Raw genomic sequence first — 18,981 nt, forward strand, 5'->3', positions numbered from 1 at the left:
ACGGGCAGCAAGCCCGCAGCGTCACCGCCCAAGCCATCCGAGGAGACGTTCATGTGGAACCAGGTCTATGACCCGTTCGGCAGTCCCGTGCTTTCCACGCTCGTGGCCGCCATTCCCGTCGTCACGCTGCTCGTTCTCATCGCCACCAACAAGGTGAAGGCCCACTGGGCGGCGGTCATCGCCCTCGCCGTGGCGCTGCTGGTGGTGACGTTGGGCTTCACCATGCCCACCGGCCATGCTCTGCGCGCCACCTGGCTCGGCGTCATCACCGGCTTCTTCCCCATCGGCTGGATTATCCTGAACGTCATTTTTCTCTACCGGCTCACGGTGGAGAAAGGCTGGTTCGAGACGCTGCAACACTCCATCGGCGGCATCAGCGCCGACCGGCGCATTCAGTTGCTGCTCATCGCCTTTGCCTTCGGCGCCTTCTTCGAAGGAGCATCGGGCTTCGGCACGCCGGTGGCGGTGACCGGCGCGCTGCTCATCGGCCTCGGCTTCTCGCCGCTCGCCGCCTCGGGCCTCTCCCTCATCGCCAATACGGCGCCCGTGGCCTATGGCGCGCTCGGAACGCCCATCCAGGGCCTCGCCAGCGTCACCGGGCTCGACCCCTATCTGCTCGGCGCCATGGTGGGGCGGCAACTGCCCTTCTTCTCGCTGATCGTGCCCTTCTGGCTCATCTGGGTCTTCGCCGGCTGGCGCGGCATGATGCAGGTGTGGCCGGCCATCCTCGTCACCGGCATCTCCTTTGCCGTGCCGCAGTTCCTGATCTCCAATTATGTGAACCCGTGGATCGTCGACATCGGCGCCTCCATCATCTCCATGGCCTGCCTCGTCGCCTTCCTTCAGGTCTGGCAGCCGAAGGAGCTGTGGCTCTCCGCCAAGCTGCGGACGAAGGACGACAGCGCCGCCACCATGGCGCCTCCGCCGGTGCGCACCCACGTCGCCACCCGCAGCGAGGTGATCTGGTCCTGGGTGCCGTGGGTCATCCTCTCGGTGGTGGTCGCCATCTGGGGCACCGGCTGGTTCAAGGCGCTGGTGAACCCGCTGTTCACCCTCAACTTCCCCATCGAGGGTCTGCACAACCAGATCCAGAAGGTGCCGCCCGTGGTGGCCGCGCCGGTGAAGGAGGGCGCCGTCTTCGCCTTCACCTATCTCTCCTATACGGGCACCGGCATCCTCATCGCGGCCGTCCTCTCGGCAGCGGTGATGAAGTATTCGCCGATCCGGCTCATCAAGGCCTATCTGGAGACGCTGTGGGTGGTGCGCTATTCGCTCGTCACCATCGCCGCCATGCTCGCCATCGGCACCCTCACCCGCTACTCGGGCGTGGACGCGACGCTGGGCCTTGCCTTCGCGCAGGCGGGCTTCCTCTATCCCTTCTTCGGCACGCTGCTGGGCTGGCTGGGCGTGGCGCTCACCGGCTCCGACACCGCCTCCAACGTGCTGTTCGGCGGCCTGCAGAAGATCACCGCCGAGCAACTGGGCCTCAGCCCCATCCTCATGGGCGCGGCCAATTCCTCCGGCGGCGTCATGGGCAAGATGATCGACGCCCAGTCCATCGTGGTGGCCTCCACCGCCACCAACTGGTTCGGACACGAAGGCTCCATCCTGCGCTTCGTGTTCTGGCACTCCATCGTGCTCGCCTGCCTCGTGGGCGTGCTGGTGATGCTCCAGGCCTATGTCTGGCCCTTCACGGCCATGGTCATCCACTGACCGCCTGAAAAACGGAAAGGCCGGCGGGATGCCGGCCTTTCTCATCACTCTTCACTCAGTCCTCGCCGGGAATGGCGAGCGGCAGGGGAATGGGGGAAGGCTGCGGGATGGGCACCGCATAATAGCGCCGCTGCACGATGCCCGCTTCCGTGAACGGCCCCTTGGCCGCCGCCTTCGCGCCGGCCTTCCCCGCCGTCGCATAGGACATCGGCCCCGGCATGCGCGGCTGGGAGGGCAGCGAGCCCGGTGGCAGCAACACCGGCTGGTGCGAGTCCGCATCATAGCCGGGCTGCGGTGCGCCATAGGGTGCGGGCTGCGGCTGGTAGGTCTGCTGGGGGGCCGGCTGGCCATAGCCCTGCGGCCCCTGCCGGGCATAACCCTGCTGCTGGCCGTAGCCCTGCTGGCCATAGCCGGAGGACGGCGGGGCCGAGACCTGCGGCGTGCCATAGGTCGGCGCGCGGCCATAGCCCGGCTGCGGCTGGATGGGCTGCGGCTCGCCCATGCGCGGCGGGGTCTGCTGGGGCTGGGCAGCCTGGGGCGCAATCTCCTGCGGCGCGTTCGCCTCTTCCTCGGCGGGCGCTTCCTCCTGCGGCTGCCCCTGCACCTGCGGACTCCCCATCGGCTCGGCCTGGCCCTGCGGCAGGCGCAGCGGCTGCATGGGCGCGCGCTCATAGCCGCCCGGCTGCTGCGGCGCGGGCTGCTGCGGATAGCCGGGCTCGGGCGCCGAGACGGAGAGCACGGGCGGGGCCGGCAGCGGCTGGGGCTTCGGCTTGCAGATGAGACGCGGGTTGTTCCGCCGCATCAGGTCCACATGGATGTGGTCGTAATGGAAGATGTTGGAGCCCGGCGCGAGCACGGTGGTGAAGGCCTCGCAGGCGCCTGCCTGCACCTGGAGCAGGAAGCCGCGCGCCTCGGGCGGCCCCTTCCAGCCGTTCTTCACGGAGATGTCCACGCCATTGGCGAAGCGGAAGCCGCCCACGTCGAGGGCGTTGCCGAAGGCATGCTCGGAAATCTTGGCGCCCGGCTGGCCGTTCATCCCGCGGCAGGAATAGGACGACATCTGCTTGATGGCGACGACGGGCGCGCCCATCCAGGCCATGGCGGCGGGCTGCACCACCTGGGCAATCCAGGCGTCCACCTCGCGGACCATCGGGCAGGCGAGCGTCGCCTTGGGCTCGATGCCGACCGTGCCGTCATTGAGCGCGGCCACCTTGAAGGGGTGCTCCATGCCGCAGGCGCCGGGCCCGTCAATGGAGCGCATGGGCTCGATATAGACGGACGGAGTGACACCGCCCTCGGCGATGCACTTCTCCTCGGCCTGGGCACGCCAGGGCTCACGCCGCTGGAACATGTCGAACCGGCAGCCAGTCAGGAGGAGCCCCACACAGACGAGCGGGGCTACGAAGGACCAGGAAACTCCGCGCGTCATGCCCCCATCGTGGGGGCCTGTCCTTGAGACGGCGTTAAAATTTGGCGGCGGATTTCCGGCTTTTTCAGCGCCAAAAGTAAAAAACCGCCCCCGAACCACCGGGAGCGGTTTTTAAGTACCGACAGACGTTAAGACGCCCCAACGTCAGGCGTGCTCGGGCTCGCCCACGTTCTCGATGGTGCGCACCTTGTCCACCACCGCCTTCTGCACCTTCTCGAAGGCGCGCACCTCGATCTGGCGCACGCGCTCGCGGGAGACGCCGAACTCGGCCGCCAGTTCTTCCAGCGTGACCGGGTCCTCGGACAGCCGGCGCGCCTCGAAGATGCGGCGCTCGCGTGGGTTCAGTACCGCAAGCGCGCTGGAAAGCGCGGTGCGTCGGTTGTCCAGTTCCTCGCTCTCGACGAGGTTGGTCTCCTGGTCCTGATGGTCGTCCTGGAGCCAGTCCTGCCACTCGCCGCCGCCGTCGCCATCCTCGCGCAGGGGCGCGTTTAGGGAGGCGTCGCCAGAGAGGCGGCGGTTCATGTCCACCACATCCTGCTCGGTCACGCCGAGCTTGGTGGCGATCTGCTTCACCTGATCGGGGCGCAGATCGCCCTCTTCCAGCGCGGAGATCTGGCTCTTGGCCTTGCGCAGGTTGAAGAACAGCTTCTTCTGCGCCGCCGTGGTGCCCATCTTCACGAGGCTCCACGAGCGCAGGATGTATTCCTGGATCGAGGCGCGGATCCACCACATGGCATAGGTGGCGAGGCGGAAGCCCTTTTCGGGCTCGAACCTCTTCACCGCCTGCATGAGGCCGACGTTGCCTTCCGAGATCACCTCGGATATGGGCAGGCCGTAGCCGCGATAGCCCATGGCGATCTTGGCGACCAGCCGCAAGTGGCTGGTGACGAGCTTATGGGCCGCATCGCGATCCCCATGCTCGCGCCAGCTCTTCGCCAGCATGTACTCCTCTTGCGGTTCCAGCATCGGGAACCGACGTATCTCTTCGAGATACCGCGTCAGACCACCTTCCGCTGAAGGGATCGGCGCCTGCCTGCTTCCGGCCATGGAGGCCTCCTTTCTCGTGGTCCTCCGCCCGAGCGACCACACACGCGGCCGCGTGCCGCCAACCGCAACTGCGTAATATACGGTCCCTAACGCAGATCGGATAGGTGGGGTCCCCTCACGGCAGCGCGAGGGCGTCGCGCAGCCGTGCGAGATCCTCAGGAAGCGGGCTTTCGAACAAGAGTTCCTCGTCCGTCACGGGATGGGCGAAGCCGAGCCGGGCTGCGTGCAGCGCCTGGCGGCCCAGCGCTGCAAGCAGGGCCCGCGCGCCTTCCGGCAGGCGGCTCGCCTTGGTGCGGAACCCCTGTCCATAGACCTCATCGCCCAGCAGCGGATGGCCCACATGCGCCAGATGGACGCGGATCTGGTGCGTGCGCCCCGTTTCCAGCTGGCACTCGATGAGGCTTGCCAGCGGCGCGCCATCGGCGCCGGCGAAAACCTCCAGCCGCTCCCAATGGGTGATGGCCTCGCGTCCGCTCTGCCGCACCGCCATCTTCTGGCGGTGGGTGGGGTGGCGGTCGATGGGCGCATCCACCGTGCCGCGCTGGTCGGGCACGCCCCACACGAAGGCATAATAGGCCCGCTCCAGCGGCCCGGTGCGGCCGTGGTCCGCAAACTGGGCGGCGAGCCCGGCATGGGCGGCGTCGGTCTTGGCCACCACCAGCAGGCCGGAGGTGTCCTTGTCGAGACGGTGCACGATGCCCGGCCGCTTCACGCCGCCGATGCCGGAGAGCGAGGCCCCGCAATGGGCCAGCAGGCCGTTGACCAGCGTGCCCGACCAGTTGCCCGGCGCCGGATGCACCACGAGCCCCGCCGGCTTGTCCACGACGATGAGGAAGTCGTCTTCATAGGCGATGGAAAGGTCCATCTTTTCCGGCACGGGCGCCGCGGGTTCGGGCGCGGGCACGCGCACCGTCCATTCGTCCCCGGCATTGACCCGCTCGGCCGGGTCTCCTACCACTCGCCCGCCGACGCTCACCCGGCCGTCCGCCACCAGCTTCTGCAGGCGGGTGCGGCTGAGGTCCGGCAGGCGGGCGGCGAGGAAGCGATCGGCCCTGAGGCCGGCATCCTCTGGACCCACGGTCAGCACATGGGCCGTGCCGTCGTCCTCACTGGCGTCCCCGATCGGAAGGTCGAGGAGATCGTCGTCGTCCAAGGTCTCATTCCTTAAAGGCTGGCCCATGTTTCCCCGCCCCGATCCGGTCTCGCAAGACGAGGTGGAAAAGCTCTCCACCGATCAGGCCCGCGTGGTGCAGAAGATGCGGCGCTTTTCCATGGTGTCGGGGCTGGTCATGGCGCTCGGCATCGCGAGCATTCTCGGTGTCATCGGCTATCGCATGATGCGGGGCAAGGCCACCAAGGCGGGCGACATCACCGCCACATTGCCCAAGGGCGCCCGCATCGTCTCCACCGCCGTTGCCGACCGGCTGCTGGTGGTGACACTGGACGTGGGCGGCACGCCGGAAATCCGCACCTACGACCTGGCGACCCTCACGCCCGCCGGCCGCCTGACCTTCGCCGTCGCGCCCTGACAGCGGAGCGGAACGCGCGGCCCCGCGGGAATGGGCAGGGCCGACACCCCGCCCGCCCTCACTGAAGCGAGGATTCCCCGTCGCCGGGCATGCGCGCCAGCATCATCTGGGTGATGGCCACCAGCATCTCGGCGCGGGATTTCAGGTCGGCCGCTTCCAGCAGCGCCTGCTTCTCCAGCGTGCCATAAGGCGACATGACCGAGAGCGCATTCACCAGAGTCTCGGTGCCCGCCTGCTCGATGCCTTCCCAGTCGGCTTCCAGCTTGTTGGCCTCAAGGAAAGCGGCGAGCGCCCGCAGCAGCGCCGTGCGGTCCACCGCATCCTCGCCCGCGCTGGCGTCGAAGTCCTTGGCGAAGGGCTTCACGTCGATGCGGCACTGACGATAGGGCGTATCGACGTTCAGTTCTTCAACCACCTCGAAGCGGCAGATGCCGGTGAGGGTGATGAGATAGCGCCCGTCTCCGCTCTCGCCGAACTGGGTAATGCGGCCGAGGCAGCCCACCTTGAACAGAGCGGGCCCGCGCTCGTCTTCCGGCTTGGCCTCGTCCGGCTGGATCATGCCGACCATGCGGTCGCCGGCCAGCACATCGTCGATCATCGCCAGATAGCGCGGCTCGAAGATGTTGAGGGGCAGTTCGGCCCGCGGCAGCAGCAGCGCCCCCGCCAGCGGGAATACGGGCACCACGGCCGGCGCATCCGCCGGCGCGATCAGGGGACGATGCTTGGCCACGGGTGTTCCTTCAGGCGAACAGGATCGCCGAGAGCTTGCGCCGCCCCGTGACGGTGAGCGGATCGGTCGGTCCCCACGCGTCGAAGAGCTGCACCAGCTGCTTGCGCGCGCCGTCCTCGTTCCAGGACCGGTCGCGCTTCACGATTTCCAGGAGATGCACCAGCGCATCCTCGCGCTTGCCGCCGGCGGCGAGCGCCAACGCCAGATCAAAGCGCGCCTGATGGTTGGCGGGATCGGCCGCAACCGCCGCTTCCAGCTCCGCCGTCTCGCCAAGGTCGGCAGTCTGGCGGGCGAGTTCGATGGCCGCGCGCGCGGAGGCGACGGCCGGATCGTTGGCCTTGTTGGCGGGGACGCCGGCGAGCGTCGCCTCGGCCTGCTCCAGATCGCCCAGCAGCACGTGGGCGCGGGCGAGACCGGAGAGGGCTTTGAGATTGTCGGGCTCCTCGGCGAGGATCTGCGCGAAGGCATTGCCCGCGCCCACCGCATCGCCCTCGGCCAGCGCCTGCTCGGCGGCCTCAAGGATTTCCGCGATGCCCGCATCCGCGCCCGTGAGGCGCTCGATGAAGTCGTTCACCTGCCCCTCGGGCAGCGCGCCCATGAAGCCGTCCACCGGCTGGCCGTTCACGAAGGCATAGACGGCGGGGATCGACTGGATGCCCAGCCGCTGGGCGATGGCCGGGTGATCGTCGATGTTCATCTTGGCAAGGAGCACCTTGCCCTTCTTGCTGCGCACGGCCTTCTCGATCACCGGGCCGAGTGTCTTGCAGGGGCCGCACCAGGGGGCCCAGAAGTCCACCAGCACCGGGCGCGTGCGCGATTCCTCGATCACGTCAGCCATGAAGGTCTGCGTGGTGGTGTCGATGACGAGGCCGTCACCGGCCCCCTGCGCCGCCGTCTGCGCGCCGCCCGCCTGATTGAAGAGCATCCTGTCGCCCTCGAAAAATAGCCCGCTGCCGGAAGCCTGCGGGTGTCCGCCCCATAGATGGGCGCTCTCCGGCGCAGCGCAATCACTGCATGCGGGCTTCTAGAGCATCGCGGGCAAAGTGGAAACCGCATGTGGCCTGACACACGCTGAGAGTGCAGCCAACTCTCCCACACCCGCCCCGCGCATCTGTGGATGGGGAGACGCGGCATCTTGCGGGGCCGGCCGAAGCGGGGGCAGGCTTTCATTGACGGGCACTCCAGCCACTGGCACACCGCCGAGCCATGAAGTTCAACCGCCTTCGGCTCGTGGGTTTCAAGACCTTCGTCGAGCCGACAGACCTCCTGATCGAACCCGGCCTCACCGGCGTCGTGGGGCCGAACGGGTGCGGCAAGTCGAACCTCGTGGAGGCGCTGCGCTGGGTGATGGGCGAAAGCTCGCACAAGGCGTTCCGCGCCAACGACATGGACGACGTGATCTTCTCCGGCACCACGGGCCGGCCGGCGCGCAACACCGCCGAGGTCGCGCTCCAGCTCGACAATGCCGAGCGCACCGCCCCCGCCGGCTTCAACGATCACGACCTCATCGAGGTGGTGCGCCGGATCGATCGCGGGCAGGGCTCGCATTATCGCATCAACGGCCGGGATGTGCGGGCGCGCGACGTGAACATGCTGTTCGCCGACGCTTCCACCGGCGCGCGCTCCCCCGCCCTGGTGCGGCAAGGGCAGATCGGCGAGATCGTCGGCGCCAAGCCCGCCGCCCGCCGCCGCATTCTGGAGGAAGCCGCCGGCGTCGCCGGCCTGCACGCCCGCCGGCACGAGGCGGAGACGCGGCTGAAGGCGGCCGAGACCAACCTGCTGCGGCTGGAAGACGTCATCACCCAGCTCGCCGGTCAGGTGGAAGGCCTGCGCCGGCAGGCGCGGCAGGCGGTGCGCTATCGGGCGCTCGCCGCCGAGATCCGCAAATATGAGGCGACCCTGCTCTGGCTGCGCTGGAGCGAGGTGACGCGCACGCTGGCGGACGCGGAGCGCACGCTGGAGGCGAGCGTCCGCGAGGCCGCCGAATGCACGCGCGCCCAGGCCGAAGCCGCGCGGCTCCAGGCCATCGCCGCCCATGCGCTTCCGGCCCTGAGACAGGCGGACACGGAGGCCGCCGCCGCCTTGCAGCGCCTGACGCTGGCGCGGGTGGAACTGGACAAGGAAGAAGAGCGCCTCGGCGCCCGGCGCCTCGACCTCGAACGTCGCCTCGCGCAGCTCACCCAGGATCTGGAGCGCGAGACGGCCCTCTCCGCCGATGCCGAAGGCGTGCTCGCCCGGCTCGAAGAAGAAGAACTGACGCTGACGGAGGAACAGGAAGCCTCCGTGCTCGCCCGCGAGGAGGCGGAAGCCATCCTCGACACGGCGCAGGAGGCCATGGCGGCAGCGGAAGACGACCTCGACGCCAAGACCCGTGCCTATGCGGACGCGAGCGCCCGCCGCACCACCCTCGACCAGACCATCCGCGACATCCGCCAGCGCCTGCTGCGCACCGAGGCCGAGCGCGTTTCCGTCGAGGCGGAGGAGCGGCGGCTGAAGCTCGATGCCGGCACCTCGGACCTCGAAGCCAAACGGATGGAGGCCGATGCCGCCCGTGAGCGCCTCGCTTTCGCGGAAGAGGCCGCCACCGATGCGGAAGCCGCCCATCAGTCCGCCCGCCGCGCGCTGGAAGAGGTCCGCCCGGCCGTCGCCGAGGCGGAACGCAAGTTCGGGCGGCTCGACACCGAGGTGCGCACCCTCTCCAAGCTGCTGCAATCCTCAAGCGGCGCCTTTCCGCCCGTGGCGGACCTTCTCACCGTCACCAAGGGCTATGAGATGGCGCTGGGCGCCGCCCTCGGCGACGACCTCGATCTGCCCGTGGACACCGCCGCCCCCGCCCGCTGGGCGGGCTCGCAGCCGCAGGCGGGCGACCCGGCCCTGCCGCCCGGCGCGGGCCCGCTGGCGGACGAGGTGTCCGGCGCCCCGGCCCTGCTGCGGCGCCTCGGCCAGATCGGCATCGTCGAGCCGGCGGACGGGCCGCGCCTGCAGGCGCAGCTGAAGCCAGGCCAGCGCCTCGTCTCCAAGGCGGGCGACCTCTGGCGCTGGGACGGCGTGATCGCTGCGGCCGATGCCCCGACCGCCGCCGCGCGGCGCCTCGCCGAGCGCAACCGGCTTGCAGACCTGCAACTGGAAGCGGATCTCGCCCGCGAAGCGGTGGAAGAGGCGCGCGACATGCTCGCGCTGCGGGACGCCGATCTGCGCGCCGCCGCAGGCCTGGAGACGCAGGCCCGCGAAGCCCGCCGCACCGCCCAGCGGGCCGCCGAGATCGCCCGCGAGGCGGAAGCCAACGCCGAGCGCAAGGCGAGTGCCCATATCGCCCGCCTCTCCGCTCTGACCGAAGCGCGCGAGCGCCTCACCGCGGCCCGTGCGGAAGCGGAAGAGCGTCTAGCCGAGGCGGAAGCCTCACTTGCCGAACTGGAGCAACCGGCCCTCATCGACGCAACGCTGGCCGCCGCACGAGGCGTGGTGGCGCAGGCGCGCGGTGCCGTGGCGGAGGCAAAAGCCCGGCTCGACGGCTTCGAGCGCGAGCGCTCGCAGCGGCTCCGTCGGCTGGAGGCCATCGCCAGCGAACGCCGCTCTTGGACCAGCCGCGCCGGGGGCGCGGGCGAGCGCCTCGCCGCCATCGCCGCCCGCAAGGCGGAGACGGAGACGGAACTCGCGACCACGGAAGAGATGCCGGCACAGTTCCTGTTCCAGCGCCGCACGCTCCTCGGCAAGATCGAGGCGGCGGACGAAGCCCGCCGGGCCGCCGCAGATAAACTTGTGGAAGGCGAGAGCGCGCTCGCCGCCGCCGACCGGGCCGCGCGGGCCGCGCTGGAGGCCATGTCCGCCGCCCGCGAGGAGACCGCCCGCGCCGAAGCCCGGCTCGACGCCGCCCGCCAGCGGCGCGACGACGTGCAGCGGGAGATCACCGAAGCGCTCGACGGCCCGCCCGAATCCGCCCGCGAACATGCGGAACTTGTGGATGACGGGCGCCAGCCGGACATTTCCGCCATCGAGATCGCGCTGGAACGGGCCAAGCGCGAGCGGGAGCGTCTCGGCGCTGTGAATCTGCGGGCCGAGATCGAGCTGACGGAGACCGAGACCCAGCACGACACGCTGGTGCGCGAGCGGGACGAGCTGAACGAAGCCATCCGCCGCCTGCGCGGGGCCATCGCCAGCCTCAATCGCGAGGCGCGCGAACGGCTTCAGGCCTCCTTCGCCGTGGTGGACGGGCATTTCCGCAAGCTGTTTGACACCCTCTTCGGCGGCGGCGAGGCACAACTGGTGCTGACCGATGCGGACGATCCGCTGGAAGCCGGGCTCGACATCATCGCCAAGCCACCGGGCAAGAAGCCCCAGAGCCTGTCGCTGCTCTCGGGCGGGGAGCAGGCGCTCACCGCCATGGCGCTGATCTTCGCCGTCTTCCTCACAAATCCAGCGCCCATCTGCGTTCTCGACGAGGTGGACGCGCCGCTGGATGACTCGAATGTCGAGCGTTTCTGTACGCTCATGGACGAAATGACGCGCCTCACGGACACGCGCTTCCTCGTCATCACCCACAACCCGATCAGCATGGCGCACATGGACCGTCTTTTCGGTGTGACCATGGCGGAACGAGGGGTCTCGCGCCTCGTTTCGGTGGACCTGCAAAGCGCCGAACGGTTACGCGAGGTGAGTTAATGCGGTGCACCCATGTGGGGTATTTCCGTTTTTTCTCTTTACTTACATAGACTTATTTCGGCAACCGCCGTTCTTGACACTCATTTTTGCCGCAACTATGGTGCCGCGCGGTTTCGGCGGGCCGGGATCGCTCAGCGTTTTCTTGGCCCCCACGTCTGAAACCGGAGCTGTGCACCATGACAGATCCATCGGAAGCTCCCGGACGGAAGCCTGATGGAACGCCTCAGGAGCAGGGTTCCGGCGCTTCGGACGCCGGGCTTTCCGATCGGCTTCAGCGGCTCAATGCCGCGCTTGACAAGGCGCGGCCTAGAGACCAATCGCAACCGGCGGGATCGCGGCGGGATGCTTCCACCTCTTCGGGAATGGCCATGGCCTTCCGGCTGGGGACGGAGTTCGTATCGGGTGTCCTGGTCGGAGCCTTGGTGGGCTGGGGTCTGGACAAGGTGCTGGGCATCGCACCGTGGGGAATCATTCTCCTCACCCTGGTCGGGTTCGGGGCGGGCGTTCTGAACATGATGCGCGCGGCGGGGGAGACCCCATCGCGCAAGAGGCCGAAGGCCTGACGGCACTGCCGCCAGCCTGCGACTTCGACTGGTGCGTCCGGCCATCTGGCCGGACTTCTGCGGCGCAAGCCGCTGTGAATGACGCGGCCCTGACCGGCCGCAGGAGACAGGGGCCGTCGGATGACCGTTGATCCGATTCACCAGTTCGAGATCCAGCGCTATGTCGAGCTGCTGCGGGTCAGTGGCGTCACCGTTTCCTTCACCAATTCCGCCGCCTTCATGGTCGGCATCGTGGCCCTCATCTTCTTCTTCCTGACCTATGCCACGCGCGGGCGCACCCTTGTGCCGGGCCGCATGCAGTCGGTCGCCGAGATGGGCTACGAGTTCATCGCCAAGATGGTGCGCGAATCCGCCGGCACCGAAGGCATGGTCTTCTTCCCGCTGGTGTTCTCGCTGTTCGTCTTCGTGTTCGTTGCGAACGTGATCGGCCTCGTGCCCTACACCTTCACGATCACCGCCCACATCGTCGTCACCGCCGCTTTGGCGCTGCTGGTGATCGGCACCGTGGTGATCTACGGCTTCTACAAGCACGGCACCCACTTCCTGCACCTCTTCGTGCCGTCGGGCGTGCCGGCCTTCCTGCTGCCGTTCATCGTCCTCATCGAGGTCATCTCCTTCCTGTCCCGCCCGATCAGCCTGTCGCTGCGTCTGTTCGCCAACATGCTGGCCGGCCACATCGCCCTCAAGGTGTTCGCCTTCTTCGTGGTGGGCCTCGGGTCCGCGGGCTTCCTCGGCTGGCTCGGCGCCACGCTGCCCTTCTTCATGATCGTGGCCCTGACCGCGCTCGAACTGCTGGTGGCCATCCTTCAGGCCTACGTGTTCGCCGTGCTCACCTCGATCTACCTCAACGATGCGGTCCACCCGGGACACTGATCGTCCCACCCGCACGGCCAACCAACGACGTTTCTCAAGGAGCAGATCAATGGAAGCGGAAGCTGCAAAGTTCATCGGCGCCGGTCTCGCCTGCCTCGGCATGGGCCTCGCCGGCATCGGCGTCGGTAACATCTTCGGCAACTTCCTGTCTGGCGCGCTGCGCAACCCGTCGGCTGCCGACGGCCAGTTCGCCCGCGCCTTCATCGGCGCGGCGCTCGCGGAAGGTCTCGGCATCTTCTCGCTCGTCGTCGCCCTCATCCTGCTCTTCGTCGCCTGATCATTGATCCCGCGACCGGCCTTCGGGGTCCGCCCCGGGGCCGGCGCAGCAATGGCGTGTGATGACAAGGACAAGGCAGGCGGGCGAGCCATGAACAAGACATGGAAGCTGGCTGCGGTCGCGGCATTCCTGGGAACGGCCACCTTGGCCCTCCCGGCTGTCGCCGGCAGCCTCGATTCTGCATCGGTTTCCGGCCGGCCGGCACCGATGGTGGTCGCCCAGGCGGGCGCCCCGGCCCACCCGCCGGCCGCGCATGGCGCGGAAGCCGGCCATGGCGAAGCCGCCGGCGGCGAGCACGGGGGGTTTCCGCCCTTCAAGCCGCAGCACTTCGCCTCGCAGCTGATCTGGCTCATCGTCAGCTTCGGCGCGCTCTATTTCCTCATGAGCCGCGTGACGCTGCCGCGCATCGGCCGGATCCTGGAAGAGCGGCATGACCGCATCGCCAAGGATCTGGAAGAAGCCCGCCTGCGTCAGGCCGAGAGCGAGGCGGCCCAGGCCGCTTACGAGAAGGCGCTCACCGAAGCGCGCGGCAAGGCGAACGCCATTGCCGGCGAGGCCCGGGCCCGGCTTGCTGCCGAGACCGACGCCAACCGCAAGTCCCTGGAAGAGAACCTCAACGCCAAGCTGGCCGACGCCGAGCGTCGCATCGCCAGCACCAAGGCGACGGCCCTCTCCCACGTTCGCGGCATTGCGGTGGACACCACCGGCGCCATCGTGACCGCCCTGGTCGGCACCCCCGCCGGCAATCAGGATGTGGAATCCGCGGTAGACGCGGCTCTGGCGGCAAAGTCCGCCTGAGACCTGAACGCAAGACCTGCGGCCGGGCGGTTTTCCGGACGGCCGCATTCCCCTTTCGAGGGGCTCGTTTCAAGACCGATTGAATTCAGGCACAGGCGATCGAGGACTCTGCCATGAGCGATATGGAACTGGCTGAACTTTGGGTCGCCGTAGCCTTCTTCGTGTTTGTCGGCATCCTGCTCTATAACGGCGTGCACAAGGCTCTCGCGAAGGCGCTGGACGCCCGCGGCGCCCGCATCGCCGCCGAGCTCGACGAAGCCCGCCGCCTCAAGGAAGAGGCGCAGAAGCTCGTCGCGGAATACAAGCGCAAGCAGCGCGAGGCGGAAGCCGAGGCGGAAGCCATCGTGACCGCCGCCAAGGCCGAGGCAGAGCGTCTCGCCGCCGAGACCAAGGCCAAGCTCGAGGAGTTCGTCTCCCGCCGCACCCGCATGGCCGAGGACAAGATCGCGCAAGCGGAGCATCAGGCCCTCGCCGACGTGAAGGCCTTCGCCGCCGACGCCGCCGTGCAGGCCGCCGAGCGCATCCTCGCCGCTTCCGTGCCCGGCACGGCCACCGGCGATCGCCTGCTCGGCCAGGCCATCCAGGACGTGCGCGGCAAGCTGAACTGACCGCGCGCACCGGCGGGGTCTTGAAAGGGCCATGCCCTTCGGCCAAAGCTGGTGCATGCCGCGCTTTCGTCCCGCCCTCCCCGCCCCTGCTCCGCGCGATGCGGAGGCGATCGGTGTGACTTCGGCTTTTCCATCATCGAACCCCGTCGGACGCTTGCGCCGGGCGGGTTTTTTGCTGTGTGGCCTGTTCGTCGCCGCAGCTGCCGGCCTTTCGCCGCAACCGGCCGCCGCACAGCTCTTCGACGGGCTCTTCCCGCCGCGTCCGCCTGCCGGTGTGCCGGCACCCTCGCGCAGCGCGCCGAACTGGCGCCCGCCGGCCCAGCCCCAGCAGCCGACCTTCTTCGGCATCCCCCTCGGTCCGCCGCCCCAGGCGGTGCAGCCGCCGCCGGTCCGCCAAGCCGCTCCGACGCCCCCGCCCGATCCGCAGGGCACCGTCTATGTGAGCGCGGCCGAGGCCATGCAGGGCCGGCGCCAGCCGCCGAGCCGATTCGTTCTCGTGATCGGCGACTGGTACGGCCGGCAGGTGGCCGAGGGCCTCGCCGATCTCTACGTGGGCGAGCGCACCAGCCCTGCCGTCGTGGCCATCACCGCCGACCCCAGCGGCTTCCAGACGGTGCCGGTGGACTGGGTGAATCGCCTGCCGGGCGCCATCGATGCCGGAAAGCCGGACGCCATCGTGCTGGCGCTGGGGGTGGAGGATCTGGAACCGATCCGGGAGGGCGAGACGGACGTCCAGCCCCTCACCGACCGTTGGGCGGAACTCTACGGGAAGAGGGTGGACGACGTGCTCGCCGCTGCGCGGGGGCCGCAGGGGCGCCGGGTGATTCTGCTCGGCCTGCCGCCGGTGCAGTCGGCCCCGGAATCGCAGGAATATGAGCGCCTGAACGACCTGCTGCGCACCCATGCCGCCCGCAGCGGGGCCGTTTATGTGAATGTCTGGGACGGCTTCGTGGACGAGGACGGCAAATACACGGCCTCCGGTCCCGCCGTGGACGGCCAGCGCCGGCGCCTGCGCCAGGCGGACGGCGAACGCTTCACCCGCGCCGGCGGACGCAAGCTCGCCTTTTTCGTGCAGAAGGAACTGACGCGCCTGCTGGCGGAGCCCGGTCCGGCGGCCAACGCGCCCGCTGCCGATGGCTCACAGCCCATCTCGCTCAATGACGGCCCACGCGGGGGCGCAAGCCTTGCCGGCGGTCCGCCTCCGGTCGGTCGCGGTGCCGCCAACATCCTCCCCGCCAGCGCGCCCGGAAGCGAGGCGCTGAAGGCCCTGTCGGACGGCAGCCCGATCGCGGCGCGGAAGGGGCGGACGGACGATTTCTCCTGGCCGCCCAAGACGCAACCGGGTTCGGGCGACGCGCCGGATGCGCGCTGACCGCAGCCCCACCGGCACGGCACCCCACATGTGAAAACGCCCCGGCGAAGACCGGGGCGCAGGGGACGGTCTCAGATCAGGAGATGAACCGAGGGAGGAATCACCCCTCCCCCGGGCTTCAGGCCGCGCGGGGCGCCTCCACCTCGGCGGTATCCGCCTTCGCCTCGATGGTCTGAGGCTGGGCGACGCCGGTGGTGATGGGAATGAGGCGGGGTTTCTTCGCCTCGGGAATGTTGCGCACGAGGTCCACGTGCAGCAGGCCATTCTCAAGGCTCGCGCCCTTCACTTCCACGTGGTCCGCAAGCTGGAATCGGCGCTCGAAGGCACGGGCGGCAATGCCGCGATAAAGCACCTGCGAAGCTTCGCCGCCGGCCTGCGCCGCCTTCTCGCCGCGCAGGGAGAGGGTATTTTCCTTCACTTCGATGGAGAGTTCCTCGGGAGTGAAGCCCGCCACGGCCACCGTCACGCGATAGGCATTCTCGCCGGTGCGCTCGATGTTGTAGGGCGGATAGGTCGGGGCGCCGCCCTCCACATTGCCGGCGGAATCCAGCAGGGAGAAAAGGCGGTCGAAGCCGACCGTGTTGCGGTAGAGGGGAGAGAGATCGAACGTACGCATAGGTCACATCCTCCTTGAAGCGATGCGGTATCGTCATCGGATGGAGGGCCCGCCAGTCTGGCCGAGCCGTCCGTGCCGTCCGTCTGGCCCGGCACGCCCTCGATCTGGGAATGCCCGCTGCCCGCGTCAAGTCCCCCGCAAGCGTCGCGCCTCCGAAGATGAATGCAAACTGAATAGCATGCTCGGCCGGCATTCAGCGGACGTGGTTAAAAGTGCGCGCCTGGACGGTGGAATGTCGCATCCGCCCGTCCGGCGGAGCAGAAGAATGCCAAGAACGCCCGCAAGGTTGGGCCTGGTGATCATGCTGGCGGTCGGCGCCGCAACAGCTCAGGCAGAGAGCATCTCGGCAGGAGCGAAGGTTCTGGCTTCCCCTGTTCTCCCCGCTCCCGATCTGGAGATCACCGGCAGCCTGCCGGTTTCCGCACCGGAGATGGGCGATGCCCCCTCTGTTCGCGTCCGGCCCCACGGCGCGTTCGCGCCGTACCTGTCCAATCCCCCCGACATCGGCATCTCCCTCGACGCGACGGCCGTCATGCAGAGTCTCGAGGCACGTGGTTTCAGCGGCGTCAGCCGGCCTGTGCTGCGCGGCCGCACCTATGTGTGCGAGGCCACCGGCCCCCGGCGGGAGCGTGTGCGCCTGATGGTGGATGCGGGCACCGGCGTCATCGTCGGCCTCACGGTGATCGGCTTCGACAGCAGCCGCGATTAGGCCTTGCCTCGTGGGGCATGACCCGGGCCGTTGTCGGCCGCGCGGCGGCGGTGTATCGCTGGGTCGGGTGCCCTTCGGGCGCCGGAAAGACAGACCGGACGGCGGCGCGCCGGCCTGGTCGGCCACCGGGTGCCTCGGCGCATGAGCCTTTATCCCATCCCGTCGAATCCCGTTCCTGAAGGTGCCGTGACCGGCGTCTTCACCACCGCGGACGGGCGGAGCCTGCGTTTTGCCCGCTGGCGTCCGGAAGGCGCCCAGGGCACCGTGGCGCTCTTTCCGGGACGGGCGGAGTTCATCGAGAAATATTTCGAGGTCGTGCGCGAACTGCTGGAGCGGCGGTTCGCGGTCGCCATCTTCGACTGGCGCGGACAGGGCGGCTCCCAGCGGCTCCTGCGCAATCCCCGCAAGGGCCATGTGCGCCGCTTCAGCGACTACCAGCTGGATCTGGACGCCTTCGGCCGGCAGGTGCTGCTGCCGGACTGCCCGGCGCCCCATTATGCGCTGGCCCATTCCATGGGCGGCACCATCCTCCTGCAGGCGGTGCTGGACGGGCGGCGATGGTTCGACCGTGTGGTGCTCTCGGCGCCCATGCTCGACATTGCGATGGTGCCCTATCCCCGCGCGACCCACGCGACGGCGCGGTTCCTGCGCGGCCTTGGGCTCGGGCGCGCCTTCGTGCCGGGGGGTGGTTCGGCCATCGTCACCAACCAGCCCTTCGAGGGCAATCTGGTCACGTCCGATCCGGAGCGCTATGCGCGCGCGGCCGCCGTGACGGCGAAGACGCCGGACCTGGGCCTCGGCTCACCCACCATCGGCTGGCTGGCCGGCGCCTATGACGCCATGGAGATGCTGCGCCAGCCGGAGGCCCTGCGGGAAATCCGCCAACCGCTGCTGGTGGTGGCGGCCGGCGCGGAGCGCATCGTCAGCAATGCCGCCATCGAGCACGTGGCCTCCCGGCTCATCGCCGGGGCCTATGTGACGGTGCCGGCGGCCCGGCACGAGATCCTGATGGAGCGGGACATCTTCCGCGCCCAGTTCTGGGCCGCCTTCGACGCCTTCATCCCCGGTTCGTCGCCCTTCTGAGAGCCCGCTCAGGGATTGAGCCGCTTCAGCGCCTGTTCGTGCACGGCCTTGCTGCCCGCGGCAACGACCCGACCACCCGCCACCGGTGAGCCGCCCTCCCAATTGGTCACGATGCCGCCCGCGCCTTCGATGACCGGCACGAGGGCGACGATGTCGTGGTCTTGAAGGCCGGTCTCGATGACGAGATCCACGAGGCCTGCCGCCACCATGCAGTAAGCGTAGCAGTCGCCGCCATAGCGCGAGAGGCGCACATCCCGCTCTACGCTTTGGAAGAGCGTGCGGTCGGCCGCGTTCATCAGCAGCGGGCTGGTGGTGAAGAGGATGGCGTCCTCCAAGCGGCCGCAGTCGCGGGTCAGGAGGCGGCGCTTTCCGGCCGGGCCGAGATAATGGGCGCTGCCACCATCGCCGAAGAAGCGCTCGCCGATGAAGGGCTGGTGCATCATGCCGTAGACGGGCGCGCCCTGCTTCAGAAGGCCGATGAGCGTGCCCCAGGCGGGCATGCCGGAGATGAACGACTTGGTGCCGTCGATGGGGTCGAGCGCCCACACATAATCCGCGTCGCGGCGCTCGTTGCCGAACTCCTCGCCGATGATGCCGTGCTCGGGAAAGGTCGTAGTGATCATGCGCCGCATCACCTGCTCGGCGGCGCGGTCCGCCTCGGTCACCGGATCGAAGCTCTGGCCCTTGCGGCGTCCCTTGTCCTCGACACCGATGGCGGTGCGGAAGAAGGGCAGGATGGCCTCGCCGGAACGGGTGGCGAGATCGTGGACGAAGGCATCCAGGGCAACGGCGGACATGAGCGCAATCCTTGATCGGCTGTCGCGCGGCACCACCGCGCGTGGATTGCCATAGTGCGCCGCGCCTCCCGAGGAAAGGCCTTGGACGGCGCTGGGCGGAAAGGGCGCGGTTCAGGCCTTCGCGCCTCCCGCGCTCGCGAAGGGATCGTGAGGCGGCTTTTGAGGCAATACCCATGGG

At 68.9% G+C, this 18,981-nt stretch carries 18 protein-coding genes; 11 read left to right on the forward strand and 7 right to left on the reverse strand.

The genetic code is table 11. From position 1 onward, the window contains the following. The first annotated feature begins 51 nt into the window (after nt 1-51). Nucleotides 52-1,713, forward strand: coding sequence for an L-lactate permease (locus AZC_RS21820; protein ID WP_012172771.1), 1,662 nt, complete (start codon nt 52-54; stop codon nt 1,711-1,713). Nucleotides 1,714-1,768: 55 nt separating this feature from the next. Here the strand turns inward: AZC_RS21820 and AZC_RS25925 are convergent, their stop codons facing one another. The 3 genes from AZC_RS25925 to AZC_RS21835 all read right to left on the reverse strand — a co-directional run bounded on the left by AZC_RS25925 (nt 1,769) and on the right by AZC_RS21835 (nt 5,369). Further along, entirely contained in the window at nt 1,769-3,142 is a 1,374-nt protein-coding gene (locus AZC_RS25925; RefSeq protein WP_081434076.1) for an extensin-like domain-containing protein, read from the reverse strand. A gap of 144 nt (nt 3,143-3,286) precedes the next feature. Beyond that, complete coding sequence (gene rpoH, locus AZC_RS21830; RefSeq protein WP_012172773.1) at nt 3,287-4,189, reverse strand: RNA polymerase sigma factor RpoH; 903 nt, start codon at nt 4,187-4,189, stop codon at nt 3,287-3,289. 115 nt (nt 4,190-4,304) lie between these two features. After that, nucleotides 4,305-5,369: an RluA family pseudouridine synthase gene (locus AZC_RS21835; RefSeq protein ID WP_012172774.1), complete on the reverse strand. Its 1,065-nt coding sequence runs from the start codon at nt 5,367-5,369 to the stop codon at nt 4,305-4,307. Here AZC_RS21835 and AZC_RS21840 point away from each other — a divergent pair. Further along, complete coding sequence (locus AZC_RS21840) at nt 5,368-5,718, forward strand: hypothetical protein (RefSeq protein ID WP_012172775.1); 351 nt, start codon at nt 5,368-5,370, stop codon at nt 5,716-5,718. The two genes, AZC_RS21835 and AZC_RS21840, sit on opposite strands and share 2 nt — an antisense overlap. 58 nt (nt 5,719-5,776) lie before the next feature. On the opposite strand, the gene AZC_RS21845 is transcribed toward AZC_RS21840, so the two are convergent. Together AZC_RS21845 and trxA are read right to left on the reverse strand one after the other, a co-directional pair. After that, a complete protein-coding gene (locus tag AZC_RS21845) occupies nt 5,777-6,448 on the reverse strand; it encodes an LON peptidase substrate-binding domain-containing protein (RefSeq protein ID WP_012172776.1) in 672 nt (223 codons plus the stop codon). A gap of 10 nt (nt 6,449-6,458) precedes the next feature. Continuing rightward, the gene (gene trxA, locus AZC_RS21850; protein WP_012172777.1) at nt 6,459-7,373 is read right to left on the reverse strand and encodes a thioredoxin; all 915 of its coding nucleotides are present in this window, start codon (nt 7,371-7,373) and stop codon (nt 6,459-6,461) included. Nucleotides 7,374-7,654: 281 nt separating this feature from the next. Between trxA and AZC_RS21855 the strand changes: the two genes are divergently transcribed. From AZC_RS21855 to AZC_RS24595, 7 genes are all read left to right on the forward strand, one after another. Continuing rightward, nucleotides 7,655-11,107: a chromosome segregation SMC family protein gene (locus AZC_RS21855; RefSeq protein WP_012172778.1), complete on the forward strand. Its 3,453-nt coding sequence runs from the start codon at nt 7,655-7,657 to the stop codon at nt 11,105-11,107. Nucleotides 11,108-11,475: 368 nt separating this feature from the next. Beyond that, nucleotides 11,476-11,670: an AtpZ/AtpI family protein gene (locus AZC_RS26230; protein ID WP_244421754.1), complete on the forward strand. Its 195-nt coding sequence runs from the start codon at nt 11,476-11,478 to the stop codon at nt 11,668-11,670. A gap of 120 nt (nt 11,671-11,790) precedes the next feature. Beyond that, the gene (locus tag AZC_RS21865; protein ID WP_012172780.1) at nt 11,791-12,543 is read left to right on the forward strand and encodes a F0F1 ATP synthase subunit A; all 753 of its coding nucleotides are present in this window, start codon (nt 11,791-11,793) and stop codon (nt 12,541-12,543) included. Nucleotides 12,544-12,592: 49 nt separating this feature from the next. Then, the gene (locus tag AZC_RS21870) at nt 12,593-12,820 is read left to right on the forward strand and encodes a F0F1 ATP synthase subunit C (protein ID WP_012172781.1); all 228 of its coding nucleotides are present in this window, start codon (nt 12,593-12,595) and stop codon (nt 12,818-12,820) included. Between the two features lie 90 nt (nt 12,821-12,910). Further along, complete coding sequence (locus AZC_RS21875; RefSeq protein WP_012172782.1) at nt 12,911-13,618, forward strand: F0F1 ATP synthase subunit B; 708 nt, start codon at nt 12,911-12,913, stop codon at nt 13,616-13,618. 113 nt (nt 13,619-13,731) lie between these two features. Beyond that, a complete protein-coding gene (locus AZC_RS21880; protein WP_012172783.1) occupies nt 13,732-14,226 on the forward strand; it encodes a F0F1 ATP synthase subunit B in 495 nt (164 codons plus the stop codon). A gap of 172 nt (nt 14,227-14,398) precedes the next feature. Further along, nucleotides 14,399-15,598, forward strand: a complete 1,200-nt coding sequence (locus AZC_RS24595; protein ID WP_052286041.1) for an SGNH/GDSL hydrolase family protein — start codon at nt 14,399-14,401, stop codon at nt 15,596-15,598. Nucleotides 15,599-15,716: 118 nt separating this feature from the next. On the opposite strand, the gene AZC_RS21890 is transcribed toward AZC_RS24595, so the two are convergent. After that, nucleotides 15,717-16,214: an Hsp20 family protein gene (locus tag AZC_RS21890; RefSeq protein ID WP_012172785.1), complete on the reverse strand. Its 498-nt coding sequence runs from the start codon at nt 16,212-16,214 to the stop codon at nt 15,717-15,719. A 265-nt stretch (nt 16,215-16,479) separates the two neighbouring features. Here AZC_RS21890 and AZC_RS21895 point away from each other — a divergent pair, with 265 nt between their 5' ends. Together AZC_RS21895 and AZC_RS21900 are read left to right on the forward strand one after the other, a co-directional pair. Continuing rightward, a complete protein-coding gene (locus tag AZC_RS21895; protein WP_133866494.1) occupies nt 16,480-16,923 on the forward strand; it encodes a hypothetical protein in 444 nt (147 codons plus the stop codon). A 141-nt stretch (nt 16,924-17,064) separates the two neighbouring features. Then, nucleotides 17,065-18,006, forward strand: a complete 942-nt coding sequence (locus AZC_RS21900; RefSeq protein ID WP_012172787.1) for an alpha/beta fold hydrolase — start codon at nt 17,065-17,067, stop codon at nt 18,004-18,006. An 8-nt stretch (nt 18,007-18,014) separates the two neighbouring features. On the opposite strand, the gene hisN is transcribed toward AZC_RS21900, so the two are convergent. Further along, nucleotides 18,015-18,803, reverse strand: a complete 789-nt coding sequence (hisN, locus tag AZC_RS21905; RefSeq protein WP_012172788.1) for a histidinol-phosphatase — start codon at nt 18,801-18,803, stop codon at nt 18,015-18,017. Between the last annotated feature and the right edge of the window lie 178 nt (nt 18,804-18,981).

The organism is Azorhizobium caulinodans ORS 571 (assembly GCF_000010525.1).
Taxonomy (GTDB): Bacteria; Pseudomonadota; Alphaproteobacteria; order Rhizobiales; family Xanthobacteraceae; genus Azorhizobium; species Azorhizobium caulinodans.